We start from the raw sequence: 20,091 nt of genomic DNA, 5'->3' as shown, positions 1-20,091 counted from the left end.
CGCACAAGTGTCGCTCCAGGTACCCGCTATGTCGAGAACACCGTAACCCCGCCGCTGTCGAACGGTGGCGAGTGCGGGTGAGAATGACGCCGATGCGTAGAGATGGAGGGGATGTGGGCTGGAGCCTGGTGGTGCCGCTGAAACCGCTGGTGCGGGCCAAAAGCAGGCTCTCGCAGGCGGCCGGTGAACGGTTTCGGCCCCATTTGGCGCTCGCGTTCGCGCTGGACACCGTGGCCGCGGCGCTGGCCTGCAGCAACGTGCGCGATGTGGCGGTTGTCACGGACGATGCGCTGGCCGGGGAGCGTCTGGCGGCGCTGGGGGCGCGCATCGTGCCCGACACACCGGCCCGCGGGCTCAACGCCGCGCTGGCGCATGGCGCGGCCGCGGTCCGGGCGCGCCGCCCCGGTGCGCCGGTGGCCGCGCTGAACGCCGACCTTCCGGCGTTGCGGCCGGCCGAGCTGGAACTGGTGCTCCATTCCGCCGCGCTATTTCCCCGCGCATTTCTCGCGGATGCGGCGGATATCGGGACAACACTTCTCGGCGCGAGTTCCGGAGTGGAATTGGCACCGGCATTCGGCGGCGCTTCCCGGGCGCGTCACCTGGCATCGGGAGCGCGGGAGATCACCGCGCTGGAGGTGCCGTCGGTACGGCGGGACGTGGACACCGGTGAGGATCTGCGGGCGGCGCTGGCGCTGGGCGTGGGCCCTCATACGGCGCGCCAGGTGCCGCGGCTGACGATCGGCGCCCAGGGAGGGCCTGAGGGGCCGTCGCCCGGGGTCAGAGCGTCTGGAGCGTGATGAGCACGATCCGGCGGCCGTCGCCCTGGCCCGCTTCGGCGCCGTCGGTTCCGTCCGCCTCGCCCGCGAGCTCGATGCGTACCCGCTGACCGGGCCGCAGCAGCCGCAGCCCGCCGGCGTCGAAGGCCGCCGCGTCGAAGGGCAGCGGGGTGCCGTCGTCCAGCAGCACGCTGCCGGAGCGGGTGGCGTCGTCGTAGGTGTACGCGGTGGCCTGCATGGGAGAAAGCCTAGTTCAGGGCCCTGGGCGCAAACGCACCGCGGGCCGGGCTCCCCGAAGGGAGACCGGCCCGACGCTCGGCGTCGCCGCTGCTTTACCGCTTGCGGGCGGTGGTCTTCTTGGCGGTGGTCTTGCGCGCCGTGGCCTTCTTGGCGGGCGCCTTCTTCGCCGTCGCCTTCTTGGCGGGGGCGGTCTTCTTGGCCGTGGCCTTCTTCGCGGTGGCCTTCTTGGCCGTCGTCGCCTTCTTGGCGGCGGTCTTGGTGGCGGTGGCCTTCTTGGCCGTCGTCGCCTTCTTCGCCGTCGCCTTCTTCGCGGCGGTGGTCTTCTTCGCCACAGCCTTCTTGGCCGTCGTCGCCTTCTTCGCGGCGGCCTTCTTGGCGGTGGCCTTCTTCGCGGCGGCCTTCTTGATGGCGGCGCCACCGGTAAGGCTGCCCTTGGGGGCCTTCTTGACGGAGACCTCGCCGCCCTTGGGGAGCTTCTTCGAGCCGCTCACCAGGTCCTTGAAGCCCTGACCGGCGCGGAATCGCGGCACCGAGGTCTTCTTGACCCGCACGCGCTCACCGGTCTGCGGGTTGCGGGCATAGCGGGCCGGACGGTCGACCTTCTCGAACGAGCCGAATCCGGTGACCGAAACACGGTCGCCGCCGACAACTGCACGGACGATTGCGTCCAGTACCGCGTCCACCGCGTCCGCGGCGTTCTGGCGGCCGCCGAGCTTGTCGGCAATGGCTTCTACGAGCTGCGCCTTGTTCACGTCTTCCCCTTCGGAGACATTGCTGGAACGAAAGTTTCCAAGCTTTTTCGCACGTTAGGCAGATACATACCGCAAATCAAACACGAAACGGGCTAATCACCCTTGTGCCGCAACAAACTCGACCTTCACGGACTTCCGTCGCGGTGCGCATCTTCGGGATAACGACCTTCATCGAGGTCTTCCATGAACCACTCCAGACGCCTTGCCGCGTCCGCAAGATCGTGTTTAGCCGCGGCCGTGATGACGAGCAGCTTCCGGGTCAGCGCCATCCGTACGCCCTCCGGGACTTGCAGTGTCCGCACTCTTGCGTGTGCGTCCTTGAGTCGGTCGGCGACGAAACCGTAGAGCTCGAGTTGGCCGTCGCGTTCCATGCGCTAATTGTGCCATCTGCGGCGAGTTGTCGCTTCACGGGGCCTCAACAGACGCCCTGACAAGCCGATGCGCCCCCTGCCAACTGCACAGGGGGCGCATCGTACGCAATAACGCTTTGAGCCAAAAACCCGAGGTCAGACCTCAAGGGTACGCGGTTTGAACGACGGGCGATTCGCCTCGTACGTCACGATGGAGGACTCCTCCCGAAGGGTGAGGCTGATGTCGTCCAGCCCCTCCAGCAGCCGCCAACGGGCGTTCTCGTCCAGTTCGAAATCGGCGGTGACGCCTTCGGCCCGCACCTGCCGGCCGACCAGGTCGACGGTCACCTCGGCGGCCGGGTCGGCCTCCACCAGCGTCTGCAGCCGGTCCACGGTCTCCTGCGGCAGGACCACCGTCAGCAGGCCGTTCTTGAGGGAGTTACCGCGGAAGATGTCCGCGAACCGCGAGGAGATGACGGCCTTGAAGCCGTAGTTCTGCAGCGCCCAGACGGCGTGCTCGCGGGAGGAGCCGGTGCCGAAGTCGGGGCCCGCCACCAGGACGGTGGCGCCCTTGTAGGCCTCCTGGTTGAGGACGAACTCCGGGTCCTTGCGCCAGGCCTCGAACAGCCCGTCCTCGAAGCCGTCGCGGGTGACCTTCTTCAGCCAGTGCGCCGGGATGATCTGGTCGGTGTCGACGTTGCTGCGGCGCAGCGGGACGGCCCGGCCGGTGTGGGTGGTGAAAGCTTCCATGATTCAGACTCCCGCGGGCGTGGCGACGTCGGACTGGCCGGTCGTTGCGGCCAGGTCGGCAGGTGAGGCCAGATGGCCGAGAACCGCCGTTGCGGCGGCCACCTGCGGCGAGACCAGGTGGGTGCGGCCTCCCTTGCCCTGCCGGCCCTCGAAGTTGCGGTTGGAGGTGGACGCGGAGCGCTCGCCGGGCGCCAGCTGGTCGGGGTTCATGCCCAGACACATCGAGCAACCCGCGTGCCGCCATTCGGCCCCCGCCTCGGTGAAGACCTTGTCCAGGCCCTCGGCAACGGCCTCCAGGGCGACGCGGACCGAGCCGGGCACGATCAGCACCCGTACTCCGTCGGCGACCTTACGGCCCTGCAGGATGGACGCCGCCGAGCGCAGGTCCTCGATGCGGCCATTGGTGCACGAACCTACGAAGACGGTGTCCACGGTGATCTCGCGCAGCGGCTGACCGGCGGTCAACCCCATGTATTCCAGGGCCTTTTCGGCGGCGAAGCGCTCCGAGGCGTCCTCGTACGAAGCGGGGTCGGGGACCTTCGCCGAAAGCGGCGCGCCCTGGCCCGGGTTGGTGCCCCAGGTGACGAACGGCGACAGCGCGGCGGCGTCGATGTGCACCTCGGCGTCGAAGACGGCGTCGTCGTCGGTGCGCAGCGTCTGCCAGTAGGCGACCGCGGCGTCCCAGTCCTCGCCCGTGGGGGCGTGGTCGCGGCCCTGGAGATAGTCGAAGGTGGTCCGGTCGGGGGCGATCATGCCCGCCCGCGCGCCGGCCTCGATCGACATGTTGCAGATGGTCATCCGGGCTTCCATCGACAGCTTCTCGATGGCCGAGCCGCGGTACTCGATGACGTATCCCTGGCCACCGCCGGTGCCGATCTTGGCGATGATCGCCAGGATCAGGTCCTTGGCCGTGACGCCGTCGGGCAGCTCACCGTCGACGGTGATCGCCATGGTCTTGAACGGGGCCAGCGGCAGCGTCTGGGTCGCCAGGACGTGCTCGACCTGGCTGGTGCCGATGCCGAACGCCAGGGCGCCGAAGGCTCCGTGGGTGGAGGTGTGGCTGTCACCGCAGACCACAGTGGTGCCGGGCTGGGTCAGTCCCAACTGCGGTCCCACGACGTGGACGACGCCCTGCTCGACATCGCCCAGCGGATGCAGCCGGACGCCGAACTCCGCACAGTTCTTGCGCAGCGTCTCCAGCTGGGTGCGCGAGACCGGGTCGGCGATCGGCTTGTCGATGTCGAGGGTCGGGGTGTTGTGATCCTCGGTGGCGATGGTCAGGTCCGTCCGGCGCACCTGGCGGCCGGCCTTGCGGAGGCCGTCGAACGCCTGCGGGCTGGTGACCTCGTGCAGCAGGTGCAGATCGATGAAGAGGAGGTCGGGCTCGCCTTCCGCGCGCCGGACGACATGGTCGTCCCAGACCTTCTCCGCGAGTGTCCGTCCCATCGCTTTCCCTCCGGCCGGCCGCTGTGCCGGCCTTACTCGTCTGTGCGCGGGTGCCCGCAGAAATCCCCTTGGCGGGCCTGACGCCGGGCCCTGGTCGAGGGCCACATCTACAGATTGACGACTTCCCTGGAAAATTGAACTTGCGTTTCACAGTGTGAGACGCGAGTATCGTTTCATGGACAACTCTAGCGGCGTCGGCGTTCTCGACAAGGCGGCTCTCGTATTGAGCGCTCTGGAGTCCGGTCCGGCCACCCTCGCCGGGCTGGTCGCGGCGACAGGGCTTGCACGACCCACGGCCCATCGGCTGGCCGTGGCTCTGGAACACCACCGGATGGTGGCGAGGGACATGCAGGGCCGGTTCATCCTGGGCCCGCGGCTCTCCGAGCTGGCCGCGGCGGCCGGCGAGGACCGCCTGCTGGCCACGGCGGGGCCGGTGCTCACGCACCTGCGCGATGTGACGGGCGAGAGCGCCCAGCTCTATCGCCGACAGGGCGACATGCGGATCTGTGTGGCGGCAGCGGAACGACTGTCCGGACTGCGAGACACCGTGCCGGTCGGCTCCACGCTCCCCATGAAGGCGGGCTCGGCCGCCCAGATCCTGATGGCCTGGGAAGAGCCGGAGCGGCTGCACCGCGGCCTTCAGGGCGCCCGCTTCACGGCCACCGCGCTCTCCGGCGTACGGCGCCGCGGCTGGGCCCAGTCGATCGGCGAGCGCGAGCCCGGCGTGGCCTCCGTCTCCGCCCCCGTACGCGGCCCCTCCAACCGCGTGGTGGCCGCCGTATCCGTCTCCGGCCCCATCGAACGCCTGACCCGCCACCCGGGCCGCATGCACGCCCAGGCGGTCATCGACGCAGCCGCCCGCCTCTCGGAGGGCCTGCGGAGAAACGGGTAGCCCCTTGCCGGGCCCCGCGGGGCACCCCGCAGCGGGGCGGGCCGGGGCAGGGGCCGCCGCCGGTTGCGGTAGGCGGTGCCGCCCCACCGCAGCCGCGGCACCCCGCCGTGGGGCCCCGCGGCCGATCACGGCCCGTGCTCGACACCCCCGCAATCGACAACGCCTCCCGCCCGGCCCGCCCCGGGGCCGGGCGCGCAGGCCGCCGGCCGGTGCTCGCCGCCCTGATCGCCGGCGTGACCCAGCAGCCTCTCCTTCGACTCCCAGTGCTGGATGACGGCGAGGTTCCTCGGAGCCCGGGGAACAGGCGGTGGCCCAGCCTTCCGCCGCTCCGGTCGCGGCCCGGCCCCTTGATCACCGCGGCATCGCCCGGAACACCGGCAGCCAACTCCCCACCGCCCACCAGCCGTTGACCCGCATCCCGACGAGGACGACCGCCGCGTCCCCCTCACCGGGCACATGGGATAGCGACACTTCCCGGCCTCCCCCGCGGACGATCCGCCCGACCACCACCGCCGACTGAGCGCGGGCCGTCCAGGCGCTCCCGTACGGCCCGGAGCCCGACGAGGCGGACCCCGCAACGGCCGTCACTCGGCGCTGTACGAGTACGAACCGGGTGCGGTATGAGTGCGAACCGGTGCGGTATGAGCCGGTACTACCGACCTGCGCGCCGACCGGCCGAGGCGGAGAAGTCCAACAGACGGTTCGGCGCAGGGAGTTGAATGCGAGAAGGCCCCCCGCATGATGCGGGGGGCCTTCTTCTCTGTACCCCCGACCGGATTCGAACCGGCGCTACCGCCTTGAGAGGGCGGCGTGCTAGGCCGCTACACAACGGGGGCAAGTTTTCCTGCAGTTGAGCCTGTCACAAGGACACGCTGCGCTGGGCTACCAGGACTCGAACCTAGACTAAATGAACCAGAATCACTCGTGCTGCCAATTACACCATAGCCCATGGTGGTTTAGACCAGTACCCCCGACCGGATTCGAACCGGCGCTACCGCCTTGAGAGGGCGGCGTGCTAGGCCGCTACACAACGGGGGCCCTAGCGATCCTCAACGTCGTCGCATCCGGGAGCGACCCGAAAGAGACGGAGTGAAAGGATCTGTACCCCCGACCGGATTCGAACCGGCGCTACCGCCTTGAGAGGGCGGCGTGCTAGGCCGCTACACAACGGGGGCGTTGCAGATAAGCTCTGCGAGCTGGCCTACCAGGACTCGAACCTAGACTAACTGAACCAGAATCAGTCGTGCTGCCAATTACACCATAGGCCATCAAAGCGCAACCCCCCGCGGGGGGTTTTATTTTGACTTGCGCTTCCCGGCCGGACCTCTCGGCCCTCTCGGGCGGCGCAGGAAGAACATTACCTGATCGTGGACGGCGCACCAAAACCGATAACTCCGCGCAACAGCTCGGGGAGCTCGGCCAGGCTCGCTATGCGCCGCACGCCGGCCGGCGGCTCTTCCCCGGCGTCCGTACGGTCCAGCCATACGGCCGCCAGACCGGCGTCCCGCGCCCCGAGCGCGTCGATGTCGAGCCGGTCGCCGACGTACACGACCTCCTGCGGCGGGAGGCCGAGCGCTTCACAGGCCGCCGTGAACGCCTCGGGGGCGGGCTTGGCGTGCCCCACCTCGTCGGAACACAGCACCGCCTCGAAGTACCCGCGGATCCCCAGGGCGGCCAGTTTGCGCTCCTGACTGGCGGTCGTGGCGTTGGAGAGCACGGCCTGCCGGACCAGCGGCGCCAGCGCCTCCAGCGCGGGCGCGGAGTCCGGGAAGAGCGTCCAGGAGGCTTCGTAGTGCGCGATGTAGCGCCCGAACCAGGCGTCCGCCTCCTCGTCGGAAAGCTCGGTCCCCAAAAAGCGGCGGGCGCGGCCCCTGCGATGGTCGAGAAAGCCCACCTCGCCGGCGAGGAACCGCGCGAACTCGGTCTCCATCGCCTCCTGCCACCGCGCCAGCGCCGCCTCCGCCCCGCCGTACGCGGCCGTCAGCCCCTCGGCCTCTAGGTGCCGCAGGACGCCGGTACGGTCCGAGCCGGTGTAGTCGAAGAGGGTGTCGTCGAGGTCCCAGAGGACGGCGTGGAGGGGCATACGGTTTCAGTTCACCCAATCCTTCAGCGGTTCGGTGTCCGGCTTGATGGCGACCGGCGCGGGATCTCGACCGGCGTACCGAAGCGCACCGCCACGGCCTGGTCGTAGTGATCGTCGTCGGGCTTCGAGAAGACGGCGGCCTCGCCCCTGTCGCGGCCAATCAGCAGGTGGACCGGGATGCCGGTCTCCGCACGGGCGCGGGGCTTCTCCTTCCGGTCACGGCGATCGGTATCGGAGTCGCGCGAGGTGACCTCGACGGCCATGGGGACCGGTCGGTGATCCGTCCACCCGTCGATGCATTCCGGACGCAGCCCCTCGGCGGTGCGGACGGCGATACGGGCCGGCTCTGCGCATGCGCTCAGCAGCAGCTGCGGCCGGTCGGCGAGCGCGGTCACGGTCGGCCCTCCTCTTGCCTGTGCCTCTCTTACGGTCATTGTCCCCGCACCTTCAGGCTGTCGTCCGTTTCCGGCTACACCGAGGGCCCGGAAGCCCAAGCGGCTTCCGGGCCCGAGGCACTCGTACGGGAGATCAGCCCGCCAGCTTCGCCAGCGCGGCGTCGATGCGGGCGAGGGTGCGCTCCTTGCCCAGGATCTCCAGGGACTCGAAGAGCGGCAGGCCGACCGTGCGGCCGGTGACGGCCACGCGGACGGGGGCCTGGGCCTTGCCGAGCTTGAGGCCGTGCTCCTCGCCGGCGGCCAGGACGGCCTCCTTGAGGAGCTCGGGGCCGGCGGTCCAGTCGGCGGCGTCGAGCTTGGCGCGGGCGGTGGTGAGGAGGGCCGCCGGGTCGCCCTTCATCGCCTTTGTCCAGGACGCCTCGTCCTCGACGGGCTCCTTGCGGAAGAGGAAGTCGACGTTGGCGGTGATGTCGGACAGGACCGTCAGGCGGGTCTGGGCGTGCGGGGCGATGGCTTCCCAGGCGGCCCGGTCGAAGTCCTCCGGCTCCCAGTTGGCGTGCGGCGCCTTCAGCCAGGGCTCGCAGGCCTCGGTGAAGGCCTTCACGTCCAGCCGGCGGATGTGGTCGGCGTTGATCGCCTCGGCCTTCTTCAGGTCGAAGCGGGCCGGGTTGGCGTTGACGTCCGCGATGTCGAACTTCTCGATCAGCTCGGGGATCGTGAAGATGTCCTGGTCGGCGGAGAAGGACCAGCCGAGCAGCGACAGGTAGTTGAGCAGGCCCTCGGGGAGGAAGCCGCGCTCGCGGTAGAGGTTGAGATTGGCCTGCGGGTCGCGCTTGGAGAGCTTCTTGTTGCCCTCGCCCATGACGTACGGGAGATGGCCGAAGGACGGGATCGCGGTCGCGATGCCGAGGTCGATCAGGGCCTTGTACAGGGCGATCTGGCGGGGGGTGGAGGAGAGCAGGTCCTCGCCGCGCAGGACGTGGGTGATGCCCATGAGGGCGTCGTCGACGGGGTTGACCAGGGTGTACAGCGGCGCGCCGTTGGCGCGGACGATGCCGTAGTCCGGCACGTTGTCCGGGGTGAAGGTCAGCTCGCCGCGCACCAGGTCGGTGAAGGTGATCGGCTCGTCGGGCATCCGGAAGCGGACGATGGAGGCGCGGCCCTCGGCCCTGTAGGCCTCGGCCTGCTCCGGGGTCAGCGCGCGGCAGGTGCCGTCGTAGCCGGAGGGCTTGCCGGCCTTGCGGGCGGCTTCGCGGCGCTCGTCGAGCTCCTCGGTGGTGCAGTAGCAGTGGTAGGCGTACCCGCCGGCCAGGAGCTTGTCGGCGACGTCCTTGTAGGTGTCCATGCGCTGCGACTGGCGGTAGGGCGCGTGCGGGCCGCCGACCTCGGGGCCCTCGTCCCAGTCGAAGCCGAGCCAGTGGAAGGACTCCAGCAGCTGGTTGTAGGACTCTTCGGAGTCGCGGGCCGCGTCGGTGTCCTCGATCCGGAAGACCAGGCTGCCGCCGGTGTGCCGGGCGTAGGCCCAGTTGAACAGGGCGGTACGGACCAGGCCCACGTGGGGATTGCCGGTCGGGGAGGGACAGAAACGGACGCGGACGGGGGTCGCGTTAGCCACGCTTGATCACCTTGTTGGTGAGAGTGCCGATGCCTTCGATGGTGACGGCGACCTCGTCGCCGACGTTGAGCGGGCCGACCCCGGCCGGGGTGCCCGTGAGGACGACGTCGCCGGGGAGCAGCGTCATCGCCTCGGTGATGTGGACGATCAGGTCCTCGATCGGACGGACCATCTGGCTGGTGCGGCCGAGCTGGCGCTGTTCGCCGTTGACGGTGCACTGGATGGTCAGGTCGCTGGGGTCGAGTTCGGTCTCGATCCAGGGGCCGAGGGGGCAGGAGCTGTCGAAGCCCTTGGCGCGGGCCCACTGCTTCTCGCGCTTCTGTACATCGCGCGCGGTGACGTCGTTGGCGCAGGTGTAGCCGAGGATGACGTCCTTGACGCGCTCGCGGGGCACCTCACGGCACATCCGGCCGATGACGACGGCGAGCTCCGCCTCGTGGTGCACCTCCTGGGAGAAGGAGGGGTAGGCGATGGGGTCGCCGGGGCCGACCACGGAGGTGGAGGGCTTGAAGAAGGTGACCGGGGCGTCGGGGACCTCGTTGCCCAGCTCGGCGGCGTGTTCGGCGTAGTTGCGGCCGATCGCGACGATCTTGTTGGGCAGCGTGGGCGGCAGGAGCCGGATCTTGTCCAGGGGGACCTTCTGGCCCGAGCGCTCGAATTCGGCGAAGGGGTGTCCCTTGATGACGTCGAGTTCGTTGCCCTCGACCACGCCGAAGCCGACGTTTCCGTCGATGGAGAATCTGGCGATGCGCACGGGTTGCCGCTGCCCCTCATTGATCACTGGCCGGAGTTGACACTCCAGGCTATCGCGGGGGCGCGGCGGTCCCGCGACCTTGATTACGCCGGTACGTCCTGCACGGGCGCGTCCATCAGGACGGTGCGGCGGGGGTTCGCCGTCTGGGTGGGCAGTACGACGGTGTGCTCCGGTGCCGGTGCGGCGGCGAGCTCTTCGGCGTCCTTGAGGTGCGCCAGGGTGGTGCGCCGCGGGTTGGCTATGTTGCGGAACATCATCGTGGTCTTCACTGCTTCACGCCTCGCGTTGTGATCGATGTGGGTGTGATCGTTTTGTGGAGGACAAGGGAAAGGGGTTGCGCCCGGTCGCCCTGTCGTTGCTGCCTTGTTGGTGCCCTTGTCGTATCGGGCAACTGTGTAAAGCGACAGGCTAAGCGGGCCATTCCCTGCGATGCGCTGGAGAAGTCGGCGATCTTCCTGTGAGTTTGCTCACGGAGCACCCGACAAATGCCGCAATTCACTTGATCAATATCTCAGGGCGAATCGGACATTGGCGGATTGAAGCGCATGTTCCGCTCCCGATCACCGCACCTGGGACAGCACCCTCCGGCGGGTGACTCGCGGGCAAAAGTCCGTTATCGACCACGGAATGCTCTACGAGTCGTGACGCGGCCCGTACATTGCGTCACCCACGTCACAGCCACCGGCTCTGCTCTTGTTGGAGATCCTGCACTGTGCTGGAATTCCACGGACCGCCGCACGTTTCAGCCGGCGCGCAGGGCGCAAGGTGGCGCCGCGCGGTGGTGCCGCTCTCTCGGCCAGAGAGGGCAGCCCGCCGGTCACTCACGACCGCCATGGGGGATTGATGCGGTCCCCTACGACTCGACACCGTCCCGCCGTTGACGCGGTGGGGCGCCTGGTCCAGAGGTTGCGACGCTAGTGCAGGGACGTTTCAAGAGGGATGGCAGCGCTGCGGCGGACCCGGAGCTGCGCGGCGGAACCGACCGCGCCTCCACGCCCCAGCCTGCCCAGAGCAACGGTGCGCCGTCCGACCGGGGCGGCCAGGCGCAGGGCGGTGGCGCCGCGGAGAGCGGCAAGTCCGCCCCTCCCAAGGGCCCGACCGGCCCCGGGTCGCGAATATCGCTGCGCAACTGGCGCATCAGCACCCGTCTGGTCTCCCTGCTGGCGCTCCCCGTGGTGGCCGCGACCACCCTCGGCGGGATGCGCATCGACACGCAGCTGGACAACATCGACGCGCTCGACAAGATGCAGCTGCTCACCGAGATGACGCGGCAGGCGACCGAGCTCGCCGACGCGCTCCAGGTGGAGCGGGACAAGTCGGCCGGCCCGCTGGCCGGCAGCGGCAACGCCAAGGACGACGCCAATGTCGTCTCGCCGCGCGAGGCGACCGACCGCGCCAAGGTCTCGTTCAGCCAGGCCACCGAGGACATCCAGCCCCACGACCCGGCGATGACCGGCGTCCGGGCGACCATCGTGGAGATCGGGCGTCAGCTCACCAACCTCAACGAGATCCGCGCCGACGCCTACAACGACAGCAACAACGTGGCCCGGACGGTCGCCGCGTACAACCAGCTGATCAACTCGCTGCTGATGCTCTCCCAGGACATGGCCCAGGCGACCAGCAACCCGGAGATGATCCGCAGCACCCGTGCCCTGGCGGCGTTCTCGTCGGCCAAGGAGTACGCGTCGATGCAGCGCGCCCTGGTCAGCGCCGGCCTCGCGCACAAGGGCGGCGCCCAGCTCTCCTCGAACGACCGGCTGGCCGGCCGTACCGCCGAGCTGAACGAAAAGGCCGCCCGGTCCCGTTTCTCGCAGATCTACACCCCCCAGGCCGCCGCCAGCGACCTGACCCGCGGTCTGGACGGCAACAACGACCAGATCAAGGAAGCCGGCAACTTCGCGCACCGCGCCTTCGCCGTCAGCGGCGGTATCCGCAGCCAGGAGTACAAGTACCTCGACTGGTACGACTCCGACTCGGTCAAGATCGCCGAGATGTCGCGGATCGAGACGACGCTGCTGTCCGAGATGACGCAGAAGTCGCGCGAGCTGCGCGACGAGGCGATCCAGGACGCGATCCTCAACGGTGCGATGATCCTGCTCGTCCTCGGCGTCTCGCTGATCGGCGCGTTCGTCGTGGCGCGGTCCATGGTCCGCTCGCTGCACCGGCTCCAGGACACCGCGCAGAAGGTCGCCCAGGACCGGCTGCCCGAGCTGGTCAAGCAGCTGTCCGAGGCCGACCCGCAGGACGTGGACACCTCCGTCGAGTCGGTCGGTGTGCACAGCCGGGACGAGATCGGCCGGGTGGCCGCGGCCTTCGACGACGTGCACCGCGAGGCGGTCCGCCTCGCCTCCGAGCAGGCGCTGCTGCGGGGCAACGTCAACGCGATGTTCACCAACCTCTCGCGCCGCAGCCAGGGTCTGATCCAGCGTCAGCTGTCGCTGATCTCCGAACTGGAGTCCCGCGAGGCCGACCCGGACCAGCTGTCCTCCCTCTTCAAGCTCGACCACCTCGCCACCCGTATGCGCCGTAACGGCGAGAACCTCCTGGTCCTCGCCGGTGAGGAGCCGGGACGCCGGTGGACGCGGCCCGTCCCGCTGGTCGACGTCCTGCGTGCCGCCGCCTCCGAGGTGGAGCAGTACGAGCGGATCGAGCTGAACGCCGTACCCCAGACCGAGGTTGCCGGCCGGGTCGTCAACGACCTCGTGCACCTCCTCGCCGAGCTGCTGGAGAACGCCACGTCGTTCTCCTCGCCGCAGACCAAGGTCAAGGTCACCGGCCATGCGCTGCCCGACGGCCGCGTCCTGGTCGAGATCCACGACACCGGTATCGGCCTGTCGCCCGAGGACCTGTCGGCGATCAACGAGCGGCTGGCCAGCCCGCCGACCGTGGACGTCTCGGTCTCCCGGCGGATGGGTCTGTTCGTGGTCGGCCGGCTGTCGCTGCGGCACGGCATCCGTATCCAGCTGCGGCCCTCCGACTCCGGTGGCACCACCGCGCTGGTCATGCTTCCCGTCGATGTGGCGCAGGGCGGCAAGAAGCCGGCGCCCAGCACCGCCAAGAGCGCCGGCGACATCGGCAATGCACCCTCCGGCCGGCTCGCCGGGCTCCAGCCGCGCGGTCAGGTCGGCGCGGGTCCCGCGGCCGGGCGCCCCGCGCTGCCCGGACGCGGCGGCCCCGCCGGCGGCGGTGGCGGCGGTGCGGCGAACGCCTTCGGCGGCGCGGCCGCGGCCCGTCGTACCCAGCCGCCCGGCGCGCCCGCACCGGGTGACGCCCGCGCGGCTTCCGGTCAGCCCGGTGGCGCGCTGCCGTCGCTGCCCGCCCGCGGCGCGGACGGCGGCCAGCCGCCCGTCGGCCAGTCGCCCACCGTCGCTCCGCCGACCGGCGCGCCCCGGCGCGAGGAGCGGCCGCAGCTGCCGCCGCGCGGCCCGGCGCCCGAACTGCCCGGCGGTTCCGGCGCGTCCGGCGGCCAGGACGGCCAGCAGCCCACCACCACGACCTGGGGCACGCGCCGCGAGCGCGGCGCCGACGACGACTGGCCGCTGGCGCCCCGCGAGGCCCAGGACCGGCCGCGCGGTCACGAGGACCCGGAGAGCACCGGCGGCTTCGGCCGGCCCGCGCCGGCCGGCGGCCCCGGTGACACCACGGCGTTCGCCCGTCCCGACTTCAACGCTCCCCCGCCCGGCGCGGAGGACCCGCAGGGCGGGCGCGGCCCGGCCGACACCACGCAGTTCACGCGCCCGGAGACCCGCGGCACCGGCAACATCGCGCTGCCCGGCGGCGGGCGGGACCGGGCGGGCGCCGGTGCGGCCGGCGGTCCCGGTGAGCGCGCGGCGGACCCGTACGAGACCGGTCAGTTCGAGACGACCGGCCGGTACGAGACGACCGGCGAGTTCCCGCGGCCCGACAACCGTCCCGACAGCGAGGGCGGACGGCAGGACGCCGGCCGCTTCCCGCGCCCGGACCGCGACGCGGACCCGTACGAGACGGGCCGCCACCCGGTCCAGCGGCCGCAGGGCGGCGACGAGCTCGGCCAGGTCGACACGGCCCCCGGTGACGGCCGTACGCCGATCTTCGACACCATCGAGTCGAACTGGTTCAACCACCCGGCGGCCGCCGCTGCCGGTGTACCGCCGCAGTCGGGCGGTGCCTCCGACGAGCCGCTGATGCCGCGCCGCGGTGCCGCGCAGGGCGACGCCGCCCCGGCCGGCCCCCGCAGCGGAGCGCAGGGCGCGCCCGGCGACGCCGGGTCCGAGTGGCGCAGCTCGCCCAACGACGAGACCTGGCGGCAGGCGGAGCAGATCCGTCAGCCCGCCGCGGGCGGCATCACCACCTCCGGACTGCCCCGCCGTGTCCCCCGCGCGAACCTCGTCGCGGGCACCGCACAGCAGCAGCAGTCCCCCCAGACCGGTCCGCAGGTATCGCGCGCGCCCAGTGACGTGCGCGGGCGGCTGACCAATCTCCGCCGGGGTATCCAGCAAGGCCGGCAGGCCGGAGGGAACTCCTCCACCGGCAACCACGGCATTGTCGACCCCACTCACCAGCAGGAGCGTTAAGTTTGAGTCCGATGAGCCAGGCGGCGCAGAACCTGAACTGGTTGATCACCAACTTCGTGGACAACACCCCGGGGGTGTCCCACACGGTGGTGGTCTCCGCGGACGGACTGCTCCTCGCGATGTCCGAGGGCTTCCCACGCGACCGTGCCGACCAGTTGGCGGCGGTGGCCTCCGGGCTGACCTCGCTGACCTCGGGCGCGTCCCGGATCTTCGAGGGCGGGACCGTGAACCAGACGGTGGTGGAGATGGAGCGCGGCTTCCTCTTCCTCATGTCCGTCTCGGACGGATCGTCGCTGGCCGTGCTCGCACACCCCGAGTGCGACATCGGCCTCGTCGGTTACGAGATGGCCCTGCTGGTCGACCGCGCGGGCACGGTGCTGACGCCCGATCTCCGTGCCGAACTGCAAGGCAGTCTGCTGAACTAGGCGTCCGCAGCGCCCCCCTGTCCAGCAATCCATTCAGCCAGTGCCGCACCCCCCACCGGCCCAACCCGACGACACGTCAGTTGTCCCGCCCGGAGGACCCATGACCCCGCCACCCGCCACTTCCGGCCCGTACGGCGCCTACAGCCAAGCGCCGTACGGGAGCGAAGGTGACCAGCCGCTGGTGCGCCCGTACGCCATGACCGGAGGCCGGACCCGGCCGCGCTACCAGCTCGCCATCGAGGCGCTGGTCAGCACCACGGCCGACCCCTCCCAACTGCCCGGACTGCTGCCCGAGCACCAGCGGATCTGCACCCTGTGCCGCGAGGTGAAGTCGGTGGCGGAGGTCTCTGCGCTGCTGCACATCCCGCTGGGCGTGGCACGGATCCTGGTGGCGGACCTGGCGGAGGCGGGCATGGTGGCGATCCATCAGCCCGGTGGCAGCGGTGAGGCGGGGGGCACGCCTGACGTGACCCTGCTGGAGAGGGTGCTCAGTGGACTTCGCAAGCTCTGACGCGGGCGTCGAGCAGAACGCGGCCCGCGCCACGACCTCGGCGAAGATCGTGGTGGCGGGCGGCTTCGGCGTGGGCAAGACCACGTTCGTCGGGGCCGTCTCGGAGATCAATCCGCTGCGTACGGAGGCCGTGATGACCTCCGCCTCGGCGGGGATCGACGACCTCAGCCACGTCCAGGACAAGACCACGACGACCGTGGCGATGGACTTCGGCCGGATCACGCTGGACCAGGACCTGATCCTGTACCTCTTCGGTACGCCCGGTCAGGACCGCTTCTGGTTCATGTGGGACGACCTGGTCCGCGGTGCGATCGGCGCGGTGGTGCTGGTCGACACCCGCCGCCTGGCCGACTGCTTCCCGGCCGTCGACTACTTCGAGAACTCCGGCCTGCCGTTCGTCATCGCCCTCAACGGCTTCGAGGGCTACCAGCCCTACACGCCGGACGAGGTGCGTGAAGCGCTGCAGATCGGTCCCGGGACGCCCATCATCACCACCGATGCCCGGCACCGCAGCGAGGCCAAGAGTGCGCTCATCACGCTCGTCGAGCACGCCCTGATGGCCCGGCTCCGGTAGACGGCCCTGAAGCCCGGTTCCCGGTATGCCGGAATGGATCTGTGTCCTTCGACACGCCTGCGAAAGCGCTTCATAACGTTTCGACAGTGAATCGGCTGTCGTTCGACACCCCTCGCGCATGTGCGGCTTCGCTGTGCGCACAAGAGCCCCGCCTTTTGGCGGGGCTCGCCCATTTACGCCCCTTTTAGCTCCGGCTTCCGCTGGACCGCTCCGGCTGTGCGCAGTGTTTGGAAGGCACCGCCCTGACGTGCTGAAATTCGCTGAACTACGGAGTAGTAACGCCCAGAAGAAACGGCACTGCAAGTACGTGCCGGCGCCGAGAGGTTGTTGGTCGAGTGAGGCGAAGCAAAGCGAGCCCCGAGCCGCAGGAACCGCGGCGGGGCAACTTCACCCCGCCGCCGCGTGGCGGCGTACCGGCTTCCGACGCGTCCGAGAACACGGTCGCGAAGCCTCCGGTCAGTGGCGGGAAGTACTCCCCGCGCAACTGGCGGGTGGCCACGCGTCTGAACGCCATCCTGCTCATCCCCGTACTGCTCGCCCTGGTCTTCGGCGGCCTGCGGGTCAACAGCTCGTTCGCCACCTGGCAGGAGGCGCAGGACGCGGAGAACACCGCGAAACTCGTTCGCGCCGCGCTTTCCTACAGCAACGCCCTGATCGATGAGCGGGACCGCACCGCCGCCCCGCTCCTCAAGGGCCAGAAGGACGACCCGGCCGTCGAAGAGGCGCGCAACGCCACCGACGACGCCGCGGACGCCTTCCACGAGGCCGCCAAGGCCATGCCGGACAAGCCCGGTCTCCAGCGTCGGCTCGCCTCCTTCGAGAAGGTGGAGCCTAAGCTGGACGGGCTGCGCAAGGCCGCCTACACCTCCCAGCTGCCCGGCGTGAAGACCGAAGAGGGCTATGTCGGGGTCCAGCACCCGCTGATGGAGTTCGCCAACGAGCTCGGCCTGGGCACCGGCAACATCACCTCTTACGGCCGCACCGTCTACGCCGTCGCACTGGCGAAGGCCGCCGTGTCGCTGGAGCGCTCCATCGGCACCCACCTCCTGGTCGACCCGGCGTCCCCGCAGGGCGGCAAGGAGCACAAGCTGCAGCTGACCGCGTTCGGCTCGTACCGCTACCTGGAGGGCATCGCCATCGGCGAGTACACCTCCGGCGGTACGCCCGAGGACGTGGAGCGCCTCACCAGGGACGCCGCCGCGCTGAAGGAGAAGGCCAAGCAGCAGGTGGCCCGGGCCAAGGCACAGGCCACGGCGGTCGGCCGGCAGTTCCGCACGCCGCCGTCCATCGACCAGATGTCCGCCCTGATCGTCACCGGCGCGGCTCCCGAGACGCTGGCCCCCCGGGGCGTCACGTCCGAGACGTGGTTCGCGGCCGCAACGGGCAAGTTCGACATGTACCGGTCCATCGAGAAGGACCTGGCGAACAAGGCGGTCGACGAGGCCGCGGGGATCTCCGCGGACGCCAAGCAGTCCACCTTCGTCGACTCGGCGATCGTGCTGGCGGCCCTGATCATCGCGTTCGTCGTGGCCGGCCTGATGGCCCGCCGGATGAGCCGCAACATGCGCCAGCTGCGCACCGCCGCCTTCGGCGTCGCCGAGCAGCGGCTGCCGATGCTGGTCGACCAGCTCTCCCGGACGGATCCGGGCCGGGTCGACACCCGCGTCCAGCCGATCCCGATCTCCACCACGGACGAGATCGGCGAGGTCGCCCGCGCCTTCGACCAGGTGCACCGCGAGGCCGTCCGGCTCGCCGCCGAGCAGGCGCTGCTGCGGGGCAACGTCAACGCGATCTTCACCAACCTCTCGCAGCGCAACCAGGGTCTGATCGAGCGGCAGCTGACGCTGATCACCGACCTGGAGAACAACGAGGCGGACCCGGACCAGCTGGAGAGCCTCTTCCGGCTCGACCACCTGGCCACCCGTATGCGGCGCAACGGCGAGAACCTCCTGATTCTCGCGGGCGAGGAGCCGGGCCGCCGCTGGAACCAGCCGGTGCCGCTGATCGACGTGCTGCGGGCGGCGACGTCCGAGGTCGAGTCGTACGAGCGAATAGAACTCTCCGGAGTCCCCGAGAGCGAGATCCACGGCACCGCCGTCACCGACCTCGTGCATCTGCTGTCCGAGCTGCTGGAGAACGCCACGACGTTCTCCTCGCCGCAGACCAAGGTGCGGGTGGCCGCGACCAGGCTGCCGGACGGCCGGGTGATGATCGAGATCCACGACAAGGGCATCGGGCTGACCCCCGAGGACTTCGCGGACATCAACCACAAGCTGGCCAACCCGCCGAGCGTGGACGCCGCGGTCTCCCAGCGGATGGGCCTGTTCGTGGTCGGCCGACTGGCGGACCGGCACGGGATCCGGGTCCAGCTGCGCCCCTCGGGCGAGCAGGCCGGCACCACCTCGCTGGTGATGCTGCCCGACGCGATCACCCACGGCGGTGGCGGCGAGGAGCAGTTCGAGGACGACTTCACGGTCTCCCGGATCGTCCCCGAGCACGCGCACTCGCCGTACGAGGAGCGTCAGCGCACCGCCGCCGAGCTGGGCTTCGACGAGGGCGGCTACGGCCAGGCGGACGACTCCCCCGAGCTGGACCCGGTGGGCCGCTCGCTGCTCCGCGAGGAGCGCCGTGCGGCACTGGAGGCCCAGACGGGCGGCCAGGGCGACCTGGGCGGCCATCAGGGCGCCGAGTACCGGAGCGACGCCTTCCCGGGCGACGACCGTCCGCTCTTCCGCGACGAGGCGCCTTCCGGTGCCGGCGACGCCTTCCCGGGCTTCCCCGGCCAGGCGGCCCATTCCGGTCACCAGGCATATGCGGAAGGCGATCAGCCGCTCTACGACGACCGGTCGCACGGCGGCCTGGCGTTCGGCGAGCCGACCTCCGCAGGGACCACCGGCCAGCACCCCTTCGTCTCCGATGAACCCCTCGTGCACAACGACCGGGCCGAACGGCCCGCGTTCGACGGCTACTTCGGGACCGAAGCGGAATCTGACCGGAATACAACTGCCGCTCCCGCAGATGCGTCCGAGCGCGTACCATTCGAGCGTCCGGGCCCCACCCCGAGCGACTCCCCCTTGCTGACCGATGCCGGCCTTCCGCGCCGCGGAGGCCGTGGCCAGCAGCCGCCGCAGGCTCAGCAGCACGCTCAGCAGCAGTGGCAGGAGCAGCCCGTGGAGCCGGTGACGCCCCCGCAGCAGCGGAGCGCACCGGTCAACGGCCAGGACGGCTCCGAATGGCGCAGCTCCAACGACGAGCGCTGGCAGCGAGCGGAGCGGCTGCGCGAGCCGAAGGCGGGCGGGGTCACAGCCTCCGGCCTCCCCCGGCGGGTGCCCAAGGCCAACCTGGTCGAAGGCGCCGCGGAGCAGACCCCGCAGGGCGGCCCACAGGTCTCCCGCGCCCCGGAGGACGTTCGCGGCAGGCTGAGCAATCTGCGCCGCGGTGTCCAGCAGGGGCGCAATGCGGGCGCGGAACCCCACAATGACCGACAGGGCTTCGGCCCCGGCAGCACCTACGATCAGGAGCGTTAGTGTGAGCCCGATGAGCCAGGCGGCGCAGAATCTGAACTGGTTGATCACCAACTTCGTGGACAACACCCCTGGGGTGTCCCACACGGTCGTGGTCTCCGCGGACGGACTCCTCCTCGCCATGTCCGAGGGGTTCCCTCGTGACAGAGCCGATCAGTTGGCGGCGGTGGCCTCCGGGCTGACCTCGCTGACTGCCGGCGCCTCCCGCATCTTCGAGGGCGGGAGCGTGAACCAGACGGTGGTGGAGATGGAGCGCGGCTTCCTCTTCATCATGTCCGTCTCGGACGGATCGTCGCTGGCCGTGCTCGCACACCCCGAGTGCGACATCGGCCTCGTCGGTTACGAGATGGCCCTGCTGGTCGACCGCGCGGGCAATGTTCTGACGCCCGATCTCCGCGCCGAACTGCAGGGCAGCCTTCTCAACTAACAGACAGGCAGTGCGTTTCCCGCC

At 70.2% G+C, this 20,091-nt stretch carries 18 protein-coding genes and 5 tRNA genes; 8 read left to right on the top strand and 15 right to left on the bottom strand.

The annotated features are described in order from the left end of the window. Window positions 1-83 precede the first annotated feature (83 nt). Window positions 84-797: a 2-phospho-L-lactate guanylyltransferase gene (cofC, locus tag ACIGWZ_RS30780; protein ID WP_400069986.1), complete on the top strand. Its 714-nt coding sequence runs from the start codon at window positions 84-86 to the stop codon at window positions 795-797. Here cofC and ACIGWZ_RS30775 read toward each other — a convergent pair. From ACIGWZ_RS30775 to leuC, 5 genes are all read right to left on the bottom strand, one after another. Next, window positions 778-1,014: a hypothetical protein gene (locus ACIGWZ_RS30775; RefSeq protein ID WP_400069985.1), complete on the bottom strand. Its 237-nt coding sequence runs from the start codon at window positions 1,012-1,014 to the stop codon at window positions 778-780. The genes cofC and ACIGWZ_RS30775 overlap by 20 nt on opposite strands. A gap of 94 nt (window positions 1,015-1,108) precedes the next feature. Continuing rightward, a complete protein-coding gene (locus tag ACIGWZ_RS30770) occupies window positions 1,109-1,768 on the bottom strand; it encodes an HU family DNA-binding protein (RefSeq protein ID WP_400069984.1) in 660 nt (219 codons plus the stop codon). Between the two features lie 125 nt (window positions 1,769-1,893). Further along, window positions 1,894-2,139, bottom strand: a complete 246-nt coding sequence (locus ACIGWZ_RS30765; protein ID WP_362706758.1) for a hypothetical protein — start codon at window positions 2,137-2,139, stop codon at window positions 1,894-1,896. 135 nt (window positions 2,140-2,274) lie between these two features. After that, the gene (gene leuD, locus ACIGWZ_RS30760) at window positions 2,275-2,868 is read right to left on the bottom strand and encodes a 3-isopropylmalate dehydratase small subunit (protein ID WP_400069983.1); all 594 of its coding nucleotides are present in this window, start codon (window positions 2,866-2,868) and stop codon (window positions 2,275-2,277) included. Window positions 2,869-2,871: 3 nt separating this feature from the next. Next, on the bottom strand, window positions 2,872-4,314 hold the full coding sequence (gene leuC / locus ACIGWZ_RS30755) for a 3-isopropylmalate dehydratase large subunit (protein ID WP_400069982.1): 1,443 nt from the start codon (window positions 4,312-4,314) through the stop codon (window positions 2,872-2,874). 175 nt (window positions 4,315-4,489) lie between these two features. Between leuC and ndgR the strand changes: the two genes are divergently transcribed. Next, a complete protein-coding gene (gene ndgR, locus ACIGWZ_RS30750) occupies window positions 4,490-5,206 on the top strand; it encodes an IclR family transcriptional regulator NdgR (RefSeq protein ID WP_030414225.1) in 717 nt (238 codons plus the stop codon). A 763-nt stretch (window positions 5,207-5,969) separates the two neighbouring features. Here ndgR and ACIGWZ_RS30745 read toward each other — a convergent pair. The 10 genes from ACIGWZ_RS30745 to ACIGWZ_RS30700 all read right to left on the bottom strand — a co-directional run bounded on the left by ACIGWZ_RS30745 (window position 5,970) and on the right by ACIGWZ_RS30700 (window position 10,322). Continuing rightward, window positions 5,970-6,042 (bottom strand) — tRNA-Glu (locus tag ACIGWZ_RS30745). 41 nt (window positions 6,043-6,083) lie between these two features. After that, window positions 6,084-6,155, bottom strand: a tRNA-Gln gene (locus ACIGWZ_RS30740). Window positions 6,156-6,171: 16 nt separating this feature from the next. Continuing rightward, window positions 6,172-6,244: transfer RNA gene (locus ACIGWZ_RS30735), tRNA-Glu, on the bottom strand. Window positions 6,245-6,308: 64 nt separating this feature from the next. Beyond that, window positions 6,309-6,381: transfer RNA gene (locus tag ACIGWZ_RS30730), tRNA-Glu, on the bottom strand. A 21-nt stretch (window positions 6,382-6,402) separates the two neighbouring features. After that, window positions 6,403-6,474, bottom strand: a tRNA-Gln gene (locus ACIGWZ_RS30725). 89 nt (window positions 6,475-6,563) lie between these two features. Then, on the bottom strand, window positions 6,564-7,289 hold the full coding sequence (locus ACIGWZ_RS30720) for an HAD family hydrolase (protein WP_400069981.1): 726 nt from the start codon (window positions 7,287-7,289) through the stop codon (window positions 6,564-6,566). Between the two features lie 23 nt (window positions 7,290-7,312). Further along, window positions 7,313-7,684: a hypothetical protein gene (locus ACIGWZ_RS30715; protein WP_400069980.1), complete on the bottom strand. Its 372-nt coding sequence runs from the start codon at window positions 7,682-7,684 to the stop codon at window positions 7,313-7,315. Between the two features lie 133 nt (window positions 7,685-7,817). Further along, a complete protein-coding gene (gltX, locus tag ACIGWZ_RS30710) occupies window positions 7,818-9,299 on the bottom strand; it encodes a glutamate--tRNA ligase (RefSeq protein WP_400069979.1) in 1,482 nt (493 codons plus the stop codon). Further along, the gene (locus ACIGWZ_RS30705) at window positions 9,292-10,053 is read right to left on the bottom strand and encodes a fumarylacetoacetate hydrolase family protein (RefSeq protein WP_400069978.1); all 762 of its coding nucleotides are present in this window, start codon (window positions 10,051-10,053) and stop codon (window positions 9,292-9,294) included. The genes gltX and ACIGWZ_RS30705 overlap by 8 nt, the downstream gene beginning before the upstream one ends. An 83-nt stretch (window positions 10,054-10,136) precedes the next feature. Next, the gene (locus ACIGWZ_RS30700; protein ID WP_400069977.1) at window positions 10,137-10,322 is read right to left on the bottom strand and encodes a hypothetical protein; all 186 of its coding nucleotides are present in this window, start codon (window positions 10,320-10,322) and stop codon (window positions 10,137-10,139) included. Window positions 10,323-10,970: 648 nt separating this feature from the next. Between ACIGWZ_RS30700 and ACIGWZ_RS30695 the strand changes: the two genes are divergently transcribed. The 6 genes from ACIGWZ_RS30695 (at window position 10,971) to ACIGWZ_RS30670 (ending at window position 20,067) form a co-directional block, all read left to right on the top strand. Beyond that, complete coding sequence (locus ACIGWZ_RS30695) at window positions 10,971-14,606, top strand: nitrate- and nitrite sensing domain-containing protein (RefSeq protein ID WP_400069976.1); 3,636 nt, start codon at window positions 10,971-10,973, stop codon at window positions 14,604-14,606. Window positions 14,607-14,617: 11 nt separating this feature from the next. After that, window positions 14,618-15,031 carry a roadblock/LC7 domain-containing protein gene (locus ACIGWZ_RS30690; protein ID WP_362706796.1) on the top strand — a complete coding sequence of 138 codons (414 nt, stop codon included), beginning with the start codon at window positions 14,618-14,620 and terminating at the stop codon, window positions 15,029-15,031. Between the two features lie 100 nt (window positions 15,032-15,131). Continuing rightward, complete coding sequence (locus ACIGWZ_RS30685) at window positions 15,132-15,542, top strand: DUF742 domain-containing protein (RefSeq protein ID WP_046925829.1); 411 nt, start codon at window positions 15,132-15,134, stop codon at window positions 15,540-15,542. Further along, window positions 15,523-16,116: a GTP-binding protein gene (locus tag ACIGWZ_RS30680; RefSeq protein WP_400069975.1), complete on the top strand. Its 594-nt coding sequence runs from the start codon at window positions 15,523-15,525 to the stop codon at window positions 16,114-16,116. Before ACIGWZ_RS30685 ends, ACIGWZ_RS30680 begins: the two co-directional genes overlap by 20 nt. Before the next feature lie 335 nt (window positions 16,117-16,451). Beyond that, on the top strand, window positions 16,452-19,643 hold the full coding sequence (locus tag ACIGWZ_RS30675; RefSeq protein ID WP_400069974.1) for a nitrate- and nitrite sensing domain-containing protein: 3,192 nt from the start codon (window positions 16,452-16,454) through the stop codon (window positions 19,641-19,643). A 10-nt stretch (window positions 19,644-19,653) separates the two neighbouring features. Beyond that, window positions 19,654-20,067: a roadblock/LC7 domain-containing protein gene (locus ACIGWZ_RS30670; RefSeq protein WP_044368295.1), complete on the top strand. Its 414-nt coding sequence runs from the start codon at window positions 19,654-19,656 to the stop codon at window positions 20,065-20,067. Window positions 20,068-20,091 lie beyond the last annotated feature (24 nt).

Source organism: Streptomyces sp. NPDC053427, assembly GCF_044544985.1.
GTDB lineage: Bacteria > Actinomycetota > Actinomycetes > Streptomycetales > Streptomycetaceae > Streptomyces.
Note: the sequence above shows the minus strand (reverse complement) of the source record. Positions and strands in the feature narration are given on the sequence as shown.

Bases quoted from the DNA above. Each gene is read 5' to 3' on its own strand.
- ACIGWZ_RS30720 (WP_400069981.1), bottom strand. From the start codon at position 7,289: ATGCCCCTCCACGCCGTCCTCTGGGACCTCGACGACACCCTCTTCGAC.
- leuD (WP_400069983.1), bottom strand. From the start codon at position 2,868: ATGGAAGCTTTCACCACCCACACCGGCCGGGCCGTCCCGCTGCGCCGC.
- leuC (WP_400069982.1), bottom strand. From the start codon at position 4,314: ATGGGACGGACACTCGCGGAGAAGGTCTGGGACGACCATGTCGTCCGG.
- ACIGWZ_RS30690 (WP_362706796.1), top strand. From the start codon at position 14,618: ATGAGCCAGGCGGCGCAGAACCTGAACTGGTTGATCACCAACTTCGTG.
- ACIGWZ_RS30685 (WP_046925829.1), top strand. From the start codon at position 15,132: ATGACCCCGCCACCCGCCACTTCCGGCCCGTACGGCGCCTACAGCCAA.
- ACIGWZ_RS30765 (WP_362706758.1), bottom strand. From the start codon at position 2,139: ATGGAACGCGACGGCCAACTCGAGCTCTACGGTTTCGTCGCCGACCGA.
- ACIGWZ_RS30670 (WP_044368295.1), top strand. From the start codon at position 19,654: ATGAGCCAGGCGGCGCAGAATCTGAACTGGTTGATCACCAACTTCGTG.
- cofC (WP_400069986.1), top strand. From the start codon at position 84: ATGACGCCGATGCGTAGAGATGGAGGGGATGTGGGCTGGAGCCTGGTG.
- ACIGWZ_RS30775 (WP_400069985.1), bottom strand. From the start codon at position 1,014: ATGCAGGCCACCGCGTACACCTACGACGACGCCACCCGCTCCGGCAGC.
- ndgR (WP_030414225.1), top strand. From the start codon at position 4,490: ATGGACAACTCTAGCGGCGTCGGCGTTCTCGACAAGGCGGCTCTCGTA.